The organism is Nonomuraea sp. NPDC049421 (assembly GCF_040677005.1).
Classification (GTDB): Bacteria; Actinomycetota; Actinomycetes; order Streptosporangiales; family Streptosporangiaceae; genus Nonomuraea; species Nonomuraea salmonea.
The window spans coordinates 27,738-40,215 of sequence record NZ_JBFAQA010000040.1 but is presented as its reverse complement, the minus strand read 5'-3'; the positions used below and the strand labels follow the sequence as shown (position 1 = coordinate 40,215).

9 protein-coding genes are annotated in these 12,478 nt (G+C 71.0%); 7 read left to right on the top strand and 2 right to left on the bottom strand.

The window, feature by feature from the left end; translation table 11 throughout:
- Positions 1-74: 74 nt before the first annotated feature.
- The 7 genes from AB0K18_RS44395 to AB0K18_RS44365 all read left to right on the top strand — a co-directional run bounded on the left by AB0K18_RS44395 (position 75) and on the right by AB0K18_RS44365 (position 7,945).
- The gene (locus AB0K18_RS44395; RefSeq protein ID WP_364927342.1) at positions 75-1,508 is read left to right on the top strand and encodes a gamma-aminobutyraldehyde dehydrogenase; all 1,434 of its coding nucleotides are present in this window, start codon (positions 75-77) and stop codon (positions 1,506-1,508) included.
- Positions 1,509-1,526: 18 nt separating this feature from the next.
- Positions 1,527-2,606, top strand: a complete 1,080-nt coding sequence (locus AB0K18_RS44390; protein WP_364927339.1) for an ABC transporter ATP-binding protein — start codon at positions 1,527-1,529, stop codon at positions 2,604-2,606.
- Between the two features lie 30 nt (positions 2,607-2,636).
- Positions 2,637-3,830 (top strand): spermidine/putrescine ABC transporter substrate-binding protein, encoded by a 1,194-nt coding sequence (locus AB0K18_RS44385; protein WP_364927336.1) that lies wholly within the window; start codon positions 2,637-2,639, stop codon positions 3,828-3,830.
- A gap of 2 nt (positions 3,831-3,832) precedes the next feature.
- Positions 3,833-4,684, top strand: coding sequence for an ABC transporter permease (locus AB0K18_RS44380; protein WP_364927333.1), 852 nt, complete (start codon positions 3,833-3,835; stop codon positions 4,682-4,684).
- The gene (locus AB0K18_RS44375) at positions 4,681-5,466 is read left to right on the top strand and encodes an ABC transporter permease (RefSeq protein ID WP_364574741.1); all 786 of its coding nucleotides are present in this window, start codon (positions 4,681-4,683) and stop codon (positions 5,464-5,466) included. The genes AB0K18_RS44380 and AB0K18_RS44375 overlap by 4 nt, the downstream gene beginning before the upstream one ends.
- A gap of 49 nt (positions 5,467-5,515) precedes the next feature.
- On the top strand, positions 5,516-6,910 hold the full coding sequence (locus tag AB0K18_RS44370) for an FAD-dependent oxidoreductase (protein WP_364927330.1): 1,395 nt from the start codon (positions 5,516-5,518) through the stop codon (positions 6,908-6,910).
- 120 nt (positions 6,911-7,030) lie between these two features.
- Positions 7,031-7,945 carry a serine hydrolase gene (locus AB0K18_RS44365; protein WP_364927327.1) on the top strand — a complete coding sequence of 305 codons (915 nt, stop codon included), beginning with the start codon at positions 7,031-7,033 and terminating at the stop codon, positions 7,943-7,945.
- 9 nt (positions 7,946-7,954) lie between these two features.
- Here AB0K18_RS44365 and AB0K18_RS44360 read toward each other — a convergent pair whose 3' ends face one another.
- Complete coding sequence (locus AB0K18_RS44360; RefSeq protein WP_364927324.1) at positions 7,955-9,487, bottom strand: MFS transporter; 1,533 nt, start codon at positions 9,485-9,487, stop codon at positions 7,955-7,957.
- 60 nt (positions 9,488-9,547) lie between these two features.
- A complete protein-coding gene (locus AB0K18_RS44355; protein ID WP_364927320.1) occupies positions 9,548-12,478 on the bottom strand; it encodes a BTAD domain-containing putative transcriptional regulator in 2,931 nt (976 codons plus the stop codon).

Below are 12,478 nucleotides of genomic sequence, written 5' to 3'. Positions count from 1 at the left end.
CCACGAAATCCCTTGTCCAGCTGCATCTGCTCTGTCAGAGTCGCGGCATCTCAGCCACCTGTCCAGGAGGGCGAATGACAACCCGTCTGCAGAACTTCATCAACGGTGAGTTCGTGGACGCCAAGAGCGGCCGGTTCTCCGACATCATCGACCCCTGCACGGGTGAGGCGTACGTCCAGGCGCCCGTCTCCGGGCAGGAGGACGTCGACGCCGCCTACGCCGCCGCGGCCGCCGCCTTCGAGTCGTGGGGCCGTACCACCCCGGGCGAGCGGGCCGGGCTGCTGCTGAAGGTCGCCGACGCGATCGAGGCGCGGGCCGACGAGATCAACGAGGCCGAGTGCCGCAACACCGGCAAGCCACTGGCGCGCATGGCCGAAGACGAGACGCCGATCGCCGCCGACCACTTCCGGTTCTTCGCCGGAGCCGCCCGCACGCTCGAGGGCCCGACGGCCGGCGAGTTCCTGGCCGAGCACACCAGCGTCATCAGGCACGAGCCGATCGGCGTCGTCGGCCAGGTGACGCCGTGGAACTACCCGATGATGATGGCGGTCTGGAAGATCGCCCCCGCGCTCGCGGCGGGCAACACGATCGTGCTGAAGCCGTCCGACACCACCCCGGTCTCCACGCTCAAGCTGGCCGAGATCCTCGGCTCCGTGCTGCCGCCCGGCGTCTTCAACGTCGTCACCGGCGACAGGGAGAGCGGCGCGCTGGTCGTCGGTCACCCGACCGCGGCGATGGTGGCCATCACCGGCTCGGTCGGCGCGGGCATGTCGGTCGCCAGGAGCGCCGCCGACGACCTCAAGCGGGTGCACCTGGAGCTCGGCGGCAAGGCGCCGGTCGTGGTGTTCGAGGACGTCAAGGACCTCGGCAAGGCCGCCGCCGACATCGCGATGGCCGGCCTCTACAACGCGGGCCAGGACTGCACGGCGGCCTGCCGGGTGCTCGTGCAGGAGAGCGTGCACGACGAGTTCGTGGCCGCGCTCACCGAGGCCGCGGCCGCCACGGTCACCGGCGACCGCGGCGTCGAGGACGCGCTCTACGGCCCGCTCAACAACGAGAACCAGCTCGCCAGGGTGCAGGGCTTCATCGACCGGGTGCCGGCGCACGCCAAGGTGCTCACCGGCGGTCACCGCGTGGGCGAGCGCGGCTACTTCTTCGCCCCGACCGTCGTGGACGGGCTCAAGCAGGACGACGAGATGGTGCAGAACGAGGTCTTCGGCCCCGTGATCACCGTCCAGACGTTCACCGACGAGGCCGACGCCCTGGCAAAGGCCAACGACGTCCGCTACGGGCTGAGCAGCTCGGTGTGGACCTCCGACCACGGCCGCGCCATGCGCATGTCGAACCGGCTCGACTTCGGCGTGGTGTGGGTCAACACGCACATCCCGTTCGTGTCGGAGATGCCGCACGGCGGCTTCAAGCACTCGGGGTACGGCAAGGACCTGTCGGTGTTCGGCCTGCACGACTACACCAGGGTCAAGCACGTCATGCACTACATCGGCGAATAGCAAGGAAAAATCCTGGATATGACCGGGCTGAGTGCGATTGAGCTTGCAGACGTCGTCAAGGAGTATCTCTCGCATGGCGAGGTCGTCCAGGCGGTCAAAGGCGTGACGCTGGACATCGCCGAGGGGGAGTTCTTCTCCCTCCTCGGCCCGTCCGGGTGCGGCAAGACCACGACCATGCGGATGATCGCGGGCTTCGAGGCGCCCACCAAAGGTCTGGTGAAGCTGCACGGCCAGGACGTCACGAACGTCCCGCCGAACAAGCGCGACGTCAACATGGTCTTCCAGTCCTACGCGCTCTTCCCGCACATGAGCGTCTGGGACAACGTGGCGTTCGGGCTCAGGCAGCGCAGGACGCCGCAGGAGGAGATCAGGCGGCGGGTCGGCGAGACGCTGGAGATCGTCGATCTGACCGGCCGGGAGAAGCGCATGCCGCGCGAGCTGTCCGGCGGCCAGCAGCAACGGGTGGCGCTGGCCAGGGCGCTGGTCAACCGGCCCAGGGCGCTGCTGCTCGACGAGCCGCTCGGCGCGCTCGACCTCAAGCTGCGCCAGGCCATGCAGATCGAGCTCAAGCGCATCCAGCGCGAGGTCGGCATCACGTTCGTGTACGTCACCCACGACCAGAGCGAGGCGCTCACCATGAGCGACCGCATCGCCGTCATGAACGACGGCCTGGTCGAGCAGCTCGCCGGTCCGCGCGAGATCTACGAGCGGCCCGCGACGCCGTTCGTGGCCGGCTTCATCGGCACCTCCAACCTGCTCGCCGGCACCGCCGGGGACGGCGAGCTGAAGGTCGGCGACGGCCGGGTGCTGGTGCCGGGGCACGACGGCGAGGTGACCGTCACCGTACGGCCGGAGAAGATCACCATCGGCACCGACGAGCCCGCGCGCGACCGCAGCGCCGTCCGCGGCACCGTCGCCGAGGTGGTCTACCTCGGCACCTACAACAGTTACGCGGTGCGGCTCGGTGAAGGGGCCGGGGAGACCACCATCACCGTGTTCCAGCAGAATGCCCACGACGCGACGGCGACGGCGGAGCGAGGCGACTCCGTGTGGCTGTCATGGCAGGCGCAGCATTCGTACGTGATTGGAAGTCGATAGCACCCCATGAACCCCCTCCTCATGCGTGGAATGACGCAGCCCCGTACCCGCCGCGACGTCTTCAGGCTGGCCGGCTTCTCCGCGGCCGGGCTGGCTCTGGCCGCCTGCGGCGTGCAGGGACAGAAGCAGGCGCCGCCGAAGGCGGACGCGGTGGCCGATTTCTGGGCCAAGCAGACCAAGCACGGCAAGGTCGTCTTCGCGAACTGGCCGGAGTACATGCCCGAGGACAAGGCTCCGCTGGAGCGGTTCTCGAAGGACACCGGCGTCGCGTACGAGTACAAAGAGGTCATCCAGGAGAACGCCGACTTCTTCGGCAAGGCCGACCCGGTGCTGCGCGCCGGGCAGTCACTGGGCTACGACATCGTCGTCATGACCAACGGCATCCAGCTCCAGCACATGATCGAGCTGGGCTACGCGATCCCGCTCGACCACTCCAAGCTGCCGAACTTCCAGGCCAACGCCGGGCAGAAGTACAAGGAGCGGTCCTACGACCCGGGCAACAAGTACACGGTGCCGTACACGTCCGGGGTGACCGGCATCGCGTACAACACCGAGTACGTCAAAGAGGACATCACCAGCATCGAGGCGTTGTTCGACCCCAAGTACAAAGGCCGGGTCGGCATGATGAACGACGCCCAGGAGATCGGCAACTTCGGGATGATCGCGCTGGGCATCGACCCGGAGAAGTCGACCGAGGCGGACTGGCGCAAGGCGGGGGAGAAGCTCAAGGCCCAGCGCGACGCCGGAATTGTGCGGAAATATTATGATCAGTCGTATATCGACGCCGTGTCCAAGGGCGACGTCTGGGTGACCATGGCCTGGTCGGGCGACGTCTTCCAGCGCCAGCTCGCCGGCGAGCCCGTCAAGTTCGTCGTGCCCGCCGAGGGCGGCACGATCTGGACCGACAACATGCTCATCCCCAAGGGCGCCGCCAACCCCGTGGACGCGCTCATGCTGATGGACTACCTCTACCAGCCGGCCGTGGCCGCCGAGCTGGACGAGTACATCCAGTTCGTCACCCCGGTCCCGGCCGTGCAGGACCTGCTGAGGGAGAAGGCGAAGACGGCCGAGGGCGAGGACAAGAAGGCGCTGGAGGACATGATCGACAGCCCGCTCATGTTCCCCTCCGAGGCCGACTACGCCAAGCTGCGCACCTACACCACGCTCACCACCCAGCAGGAGCAGGTGTTCAACCCGATCTTCCAGTCGATCACCCAGGCCTGACCATGCGGCGGCTCACCCCCTACCTGCTGGCGCTGCCGAGCTGGCTGTGGCTGGCGATCTTCCTGGTCGTCCCCATGGTGGCGATGGCGTCGGTGTCGCTGCAGACCGGCAACGCCATCGACGGCTTCGCGATGACGTTCAGCTTCTCCAACTACGGAGACGCGCTCGGCCGCTACAGCACCCAGCTCGGCCGCTCGCTCTGGTACGGCGCCCTGGCCACCGTCGCCATGCTCGTCATCGGCTACCCGGTGGCCTACTGGATCGCGTTCAAGGCCGGCACCCGCAAGTCCGTCTACCTGTTCCTGCTCCTGCTGCCGTTCTTCGTCTCGTTCGTGCTGCGCACGATCTCGTGGAACTTCCTGCTGTCGGACAACGGCATCCTGTTCGGCACGCTGAAGGACTGGGGGCTGCTGCCCGGCGACTTCCACGTGCTGGCCACCACGTTCGCGGTGGTCGGCGGGCTGACGTACAACTTCCTGCCGTTCATGATCCTGCCGATCTACGTGGCGCTCGAACGCGTGGACCCGCGCGTCGTCGAGGCCGCCCAGGACCTGTACGCCACCCGCGCCGCCGCCTTCCGCCGGGTGGTGCTGCCGCTGTCGCTGCCCGGGGTGTTCGCCGGGGTGCTGATGACGTTCGTGCCCGCCACGGCCGACCCCATCAACGCGGCCATCCTCGGTGGCACCTCCAACACGATGATCGGCAACATCATCCAGACCGAGTACCTGACGAACCTCGACTACCCGACCGCCTCCGCGCTGTCGTTCACGCTGATGGCCGTGCTGCTGGTCGGCATCTTCGTCTACGCGCGGGCGCTCGGCACCGAGAACGTCCTCGAGGCGGCCGCGCGATGAGGGGCACCAGGGCCGGCGACCGGCTGCTGCACCTCTACACCTGGCTGATCATCATCTGGCTGTCGTCGCCGATCGCCGTGATGATCCTGTTCGGCTTCAACGACAAGCGCAGCAAGTCCAACACCAGCTGGCAGGGCTTCACGCTGCGCTGGTACGCCGAGCTGTTCGACATCTCCGACCTGACCGTGGCGCTGCGCAACTCGCTGGTGATCGCCGTGGTCAGCACCGTCATCACGGTCGTCATCGGCACCATGCTGGGCCTCGCGCTCGGCCGGCACCGCTTCCGCGCCAAGGGCGTGACGAACTTCCTCGTCTTCGCCGCCATCTCCACGCCCGAGCTGGTGATGGGCGCCTCGCTGCTGTCGCTGTTCGTCTCGGGCAACGTGCCGCGCGACTCCCTCACGATCATCGTCTCGCACGTGCTGTTCTCGCTGTCGTTCGTGGTCGTGACGGTACGGGCGCGGGTCGTCACGCTCGACCCCGCCCTGGAGGAGGCGGCCAGGGACCTGGGCGCGACGGCCTGGGGGACGTTCCGGCAGGTCACGCTGCCGTCGATCATGCCGGGCGTGCTGGCGGGCGCGATGCTGTCGTTCGCCCTGTCGATCGACGACTACGTGGTCACCAGCTTTGTCAACGGCTCCACCGTCACGTTCCCGCTGTGGATCGTCGGCGCGGTCAAGACCGGTATCCCGCCGCAGGTCAACGTCATGGGTACGCTGATCTTCTGCATCGGGGTGCTGATCGCGATCGCCAACGCGGTCGCGGCCCGGCGGCGCACCTGAGCTCGATCCCGTGATCACGTCATGAAGAACCTGTAGGGAAGTGGGATGTGTGGATCCGCTGAAGGCGCTTGCTGACGCGGAGCGCAAGCCGTACTGGCTGGACAGCCCGGCCAGACCCGAGCCGCGGGCACGGCTCTTCGGACACACCACCGCCGACCTGGTCGTCGTCGGCGGCGGCTTCTCGGGCCTGTGGACGGCCCTGATGGCCAAGGAACGCGACCCCTCGCTCGACGTCGTCCTGCTCGAAGGCCGCAGGATCGGCTGGGCGGCCACCGGCCGCAACGGCGGGTTCTGCATGGCGACGCTCACCCATGGCCTGGCCAACGGCCTGGAGCGGTGGCCGGAGGAGATCGACAAGCTCGAACGCATGGGCGTGGCCAACCTCGACGAGATCGAGGTCACGCTCAAGCGCTACGGCATCGACTGCTCCTTCGAGCGCACCGGCGAGCTGCACGTCGCCACCGAGCCCTGGCAGGTCGACGCGCTCGGCGAGCACCTCGGCCTGATCTCCGACCTCGGGCTCGACTACGTGCCGCTCGACCAGGACCAGGTGCGCGCCGAGGTTCACTCGCCCGCCTACCTGGGCGGGCTGTGGGAGCGCAGCGGCTGCGCCATGCTCGACCCGGCGCGGCTGGCGTGGGGGCTGCGCGAGGCCTGCCTGCGGCTCGGCGTCCGCGTCCACGAGCGCACGCCCGTACGCGCGATGGACGACGACGGCACGACGATCACCCTGCGCACGCCGCACGGCGCGGTCGCCGCCCGCCAGGTGGCGCTCGGCACCGGCGTGTTCCCGCCGCTGCTGCGCCGCCTCAAGCACTTCGTCGTGCCGGTGTACGACTACGTGCTGATGACCGAGCCGCTGACCGCCGGCCAGCTCGCCTCGGTGGGCTGGCGCAACAGGCAGGGCGTGGGCGATTCGGGCAACCAGTTCCACTACTACCGGCTGACCGACGACAACCGCATCCTGTGGGGCGGCTACGACGCCGTCTACTACAACGGCGGCCTGGTCAGGCCCGAGTACGAGCAGCGCGACGAGACGTTCGTCAAGCTCGCGGGCCACTTCTACGACACGTTCCCGCAGCTTGCCGAGGTGCGTTTCACCCACCGGTGGGGCGGCGTGATCGACACTTGCAGCCGCTTCAGCGCCTTCTACGGCCAGGCGCACGGCGGCCGGCTGGTCTACGCGGCCGGCTACACCGGCATGGGCGTCGGCGCCACCCGCTTCGGCGCGAACGTCATGCTCGACCTGCTGTCCGGCGAGCCGACCGAGCGGACCGAGCTGCGCATGGTCAAGGAGAAGCCGATCCCGTTCCCGCCCGAGCCGGTGCGGTCCGGCGTCATCCAGTTCACCCGCTGGTCGATCGCGCAGGCCGACCAGCACCAGGGCAGACGCAACCTGTGGTTGCGCGCGCTCGACCGGATGGGGCTGGGCTTCGACTCCTAGCGCCGCTCCTGGCAACGGCGTGCTGAAGGTATGGCCAGGAAACCCCTGGTGTGAGGGATAAGCCACGAGTGCCGGGCATGTTCCCGTACGACCCCCGTCGAGCCTGCGGGGGTTGGTGGCGTGCGTGCGAGATGGGTGGCCGGGCTGAGCCTGGTGCTCGTGGCCGGATGCGGGAGCGAGCCCGCGCCCGTGGTGCCCGCTTCGGTGGGCCGGGTCGTCCGGCCGCCGGCCAAGGTGGCGCGCTGCCTGCTGTCGTTCTCCAACCCGCGCGGCGCGGCCCTGGCGCGCGCCCGGCTGCAGCGTGACATCGCCCGCTATCTGGCCGGCCGCCCCGGCCGCATCGTCTACGGCGCGCTCGACCTGGTCACCGGCGTCCGGCTGGGCCAGGGCGAGCACCAGAACGACCTGATCACCGCCAGCGGCGCGAAGGTGGACATCCTCGTCGCGCTGCTGCACCGGCGCGACGCCGGGCTCGGCGAGGGCGAGCGCGACCTGGCGGAACGCATGATCAAGGAGAGCGACAACGGCGCCGCCGACGCGCTGTGGTCGCGCGTGGCCGGCTCCATGAGCGGCCTCTACCGCGAGCTCGGCCTGCGGGAGACCGCGCCGGGGCCCAGCAGGTTCTGGGGCGGCACCAAGACCAGTCCCGCCGACCGCATCCGGCTGATGCGGGTGCTGGTCAAGGGCGGTCGCGGGCTGACGAGGGCCGACCGGCGCACGGTGCTTGAGCTGATGGAGCAGGTGCAGCAGGACCAGGCGTGGGGCGTCAGCGCGGCGGCCAGGCCGGGCGACCGGGTGGCGCTCAAGAACGGCTGGACGCCCCGGCCGTTCATCCAGAACACGTGGGCCGTGACCAGCTACGGGCGGGTGGCGGGGCCGGGGCGCGACCTGCTGCTGTCGGTGCAGACCGACCGGCAGCCGGGGGAGGGGGCGGGCATCCAGACCATCGAGGGCGTCGCCCGGATGATCGGGGGCCGGCTCGACGGCCTGTCGCCCACGACCGTCCGGCCGTGCCCCACCAACCCCATCCTCTGACGCCGCCGGTCAGGAGTGCGCCGCCGTCAGGACCTCCTCCGGGATGACCTTCGGCACACCGCGCAGGCCCACCAGCGCCAGCAGCGCCACCAGGGCCAGCAGGCCCGCCGTGACGTACGACGCCAAATGCACGCCGTCGAGGAAGGCGGCCTGCGCGGCGCGGACGAGGTCGGCCGCCTGGCCCGCGGGCAGGCCCTGCGCCACGGCGACCGCGCTCGCCAGCGACTCCCGCGCCACCCCTTCCGCCGCCCCGCCCGTCAAGCCGGCGGGCAGCTCCAGGTTGCTCCGGTAGGCGCTGGTCAGCACCGTGCCCAGCACCGCGATGCCGAGCGCGCCGCCCAGCTCGAACGCCGTCTCCGACACCGCGGCCGCGGCCCCCGCACGCTGCCGTGGCGCCGTCGCCAGCACGTTGTCGTTGTTGACGGTGAAGGCGAACCCGACGCCGACCCCGCCCACGATCATCGCGGGGAGCAGCGTGAGGTAGTTCAGCTCGGCGCCGAGCGTCGTGTAGTAGAGGAACGAGCCCGCGTTCATCGCCAGGCCGAGCGCGACCACGCCGTTCCTGCCCAGCAGCGGGATCAGCCGGGCGGCCAGCACGCCGCCGACCGCGCCGCTCAGCCCGCCGGGCAGCTGCGCCAGGCCCGCCATCAGCGGCGACCAGCCCAGCACGAGCTGCAGGTACCAGGCGAACATCAGCATCATCGCCGACATCGCGAAGATCGCCAGCAGGTTCGTCAGGATCGACGCGCTGAACGCCCGGCGGGCGAAGAGCCGTACGTCGATCAGCGGCTCGGCCAGCCGCCGCTGCCGCCACCAGAACCACCCGAGCAGCACGATCCCGCCCGCCCCCGCCACCAGCACGTCCGCGTGATCGACGCCCTTGTTCGCGGCCTCCTTGAGCGCGTAGACGGCGCCGACGATGCCCGCGAACGACAGGCCAACGCTCAGCAGATCCAGCCGGCCCGCGTGCGGGTTGCGCGACTCGGGCAGCACCAGCCAGCCGCCCACCAGCACCACCGCCATGACCGGCACGTTGATCAGGAACACCGAGCCCCACCAGAAGTGGTCCAGCAGCAGACCGCCCACCACCGGGCCGATCGCGAAGCCCGCCGCGCTCATGCCGCTCCAGATGCCGATCGCGGCCGTGCGCTCGCCCGGCTCGGTGAACACGTTCCTGATGATGGACAACGTGGACGGCATGATGGTCGCGCCCGCCACGCCCAGCAGCGCCCGCGCCGCGATCAGCAGCTCGGGGGTGGGGGCGTACGCGGTCACCACGGAGGCGGCGCCGAACGCGGCCGCGCCGATCAGCAGCAGCCGCTTACGGCCGACGCGGTCGCCCAGGTTGCCCATGGTGACCAGCAGGCCCGCCAGGGCGAAGCCGTAGATGTCGCCGATCCACAGCACCTGCGTCGAGCCCGCGCCGAGGTCGGCGGCCAGGCTGGGCAGGGCCAGGTGCAGGACCGTCAGGTCGAGGGAGAGCAGCAGCGTGGCCAGGCAGGCGATGGCCAGGCAGGCCCACGGATTCTTCACGCTTGTCATGCCGCCCACTCTCGGCGTGCGCCCTGACCACCCGCCTACCGCCCGCTGACCGCCGCCCGATCAGCGGGAGCCCTCCCCGTCGGCCCGCCCGTCGTCGGCTCGCCCGTCGCCGGCCTTCCCGCCGCCTGTCGGCTCGACGGCCGTGTCGAGGCGGGTGAGGGCCGTTTCGATGCGTTCCCAGGTGTCCTCGGTGCTGTACCAGCTGCGGGGGCACGCCTCGCGGGCTCGTACCAGCAGGTCGCGGGCCGTGCCGAGGTCACCGTCAGCAATGGCCGCCTCGCCGAGGCCGAGCAGCGCCCACGCCCTGATCTCCATCGAGCCCTTCATCCGCGCCAGCTCCGCCGCCTCCCGGTAGTCGGCCCGCGCGCCTTCGAGGTCTCCTAGGTGCGCGAGCGCGTCGCCGCGCCGGCACAGCGCCTCCCCGATCTCCGTGTACGCCCGCAGTTCCCGCGCCACCTCCAGCGCCTCGTCGGCCAGCGCCAGCGCTCCCCGGTGGTCGGCCTGCGACAGCCGCAGGTCGCACAGCCCCGCCAGCACGAGCACGATGCCCCACCGCTCCCCGATCGCTCTGAACGCCGCGAGGCTCCGCTCGAAATCGGCCAGCGCCTCCTTCATGCGGCCGCCGAGCTGCAGCATGAACGCCTGCCCGGTGAACGCCAGCGCCTCCTGCCAGGGCGGCAGGTCCTGCTTGTGCTCCGCGAGCAGCCGGAACGCCAGGTCGGAGTCCATCGGCGGGCCGCTGTACATCGGCAGCAGCATCATCAGGAACTCCACCCGCGCCGGCAGGTAGTCGAGCGACAGCGTCACCCGCGCCTCGCCCAGGAGCGTGTGCAGCTTCTCGTCCGCGCCACCGGCCCAGGCCGCGACGAGCACGCACATCGCGAACTCCTCGTCCATGCCGGGCAGGCGGCGCTCGCCCAGCGCGGACAGCATTCCGTCGGCAAGGTGGGCGCTGGCCGAGCGGTGGCCGCGCATCCACCAGTAGCAGGCGCTGTGGGCCAGCAGCCGCACCCCCAGCTCCAGATGCCCCGCCTCGGTGGCCCAGCGCACCGCCGCGTCCAGGTCGTCGCTCTCCTCGTCCACCCTGGCCAGCCAGACGAGCTGCTCGGACGTGCGCAGCAGCGGGTCGGTCGCGAGCATGAAGTCCAGGTAGTGGCGGGCGTGGGCGTGGCGGATCTCCTCGGCCTCGCCCGACTCCTCCAGCCGTTCGAGGCAGAACGCCCTGATGGTGGCGAGCATCCTGAAGCGCCCGTCCACGTACTCGACCAGCGACTTCTCCGCCAGCGAGAACAGCACGTCCTCCGGCAGCCCGCACACCCGCTCGGCCGCCTCCGGCCGCGCGCCGCCCGCGAACACGCTCAGCCGCCTGGCCATCCGCCGCTCGTCCTCGGTCAGCAGGTCCCAGCTCCAGGCGACCACCGCGCGCAACGTCTGGTGGCGGGGCAGCGCCGTACGGCTGCCGCGGGTCAACAGCCGGAACCGGTCGTCGAGCCGGGCCGCGACCTCGGCCACCGGCAGGGTGCGCAGCCGGGCCGCGGCCAGCTCGATCGCCAGCGGCAGGCCGTCGAGGGCATGGCAGATCCGTACGACGTGGGCCCGGTTGTCCTCGTCCACCGCGAAGCCAGGACGGACCGCCGCCGCCCGGTCGGCGAACAGCCTGACCGCCGGGTAGTCGAGCGGGTCGTCCGCCTCGGGCGGCGGCAACCGCAGCGGCGTCACCGGCAGGACCGACTCGCCCGTGATGCCCAGCGCCTCGCGGCTGGTCGCCAGCACGCGCAGGCGGGGGCAGGCGGCCAGCAGGTGGTCGGTCAGCTCGGCCGTCTCCGTCACCAGGTGCTCGCAGTTGTCCAGGATCAGCAGCAGCTCCCGGTCGGCCAGGGCGGCCACCAGCCTGTCCACGGGATCGATGCGGGAGCGCTCGTGGCCGTGCAGCAGGGCGTCGCGGATGTCCAGCGCCCCCAGCACCGCCTGGGGCACGCCGCCGGAGACGGGCGCGAGCGGCACGAAGCACACCTCGCCCGGCTCCCTGGCCGCCGCCTCCATCGCCAGCCGTGTCTTCCCCGCCCCACCGGCTCCGATGAGGGAGACCAACCGCCCGTCCCGCAGGCTCGCCCCCACCCGATCGAGCTCCTCAGCCCTGCCGACGAAACTGGTCAACTGACTCCGCAACCCCACCCGCACCGGCCCGGCAGGGTCGGTGCGGGGGTTGGCCGGGGGAGCCGGGTCGGCTAGGGGGTAAGCGGGTGCGGCGGCGGGGGGTGTGAGGGAGGGGTCTGCGCGGAGGACGGCCAGGTGGGCGGCGGTCAGGTCAGGGCCGGGATCGATGCCCAGCTCCTCGTCGAGCAGCTTGCGGGCCTCCTCGTAGACGGTCAGGGCCTCGGCCTGGCGGCCGCTGCCGTACAGGGCGCGCATGAGCTGGGCGCGCGGGCGTTCGCGCAGCGGGTGGGCGGCGGTGAGGCGGGTCAGCTCGGCCACCAGCTCCCGGTGCCGTCCGAGCGCCAGATCGGCCTGGACGCGATCCTCGACGGCGGTCAGGCGCAGCTCCTCCAGGGCGGCAGCGGCGGCCCCGGCGTGCGGGGCGTCGGCGAGCGGGGCTCCCCGCCACAGGTCGAGCCCGGCGCGCAGCAGCGCCGCGGCCCGCTCGGGGTCGCCGCCGGCCAGCGCCTGCCGCCCGTCGCGGATGAGCAGCTCGAAGCGGCGGGCGTCGACGTCCTCGGGGTCGGCGACCAGCCGGTAGCCGGCCGGGTGGAACTCGACGCGGTCGCGGCCCAGCGCCCGCCGCAGCCGGGAGACCTGGGACTGCAGCGCGTTGGCCACGCCTTCGGGAGGACGGGCGCCGTACATGCCGTCCACCAGGTGCCCGGCGGTGACGATGCGGCCCGCGTCGAGGGCGAGCAGGGTCAGCAGGGCGCGTACGCGGGGCCCGCCCAGCTCCACCGGCTCGCCGTCCGCCCGCCACGCGGTGGTGGGTCCGAGGATCTGGAAGCGCAT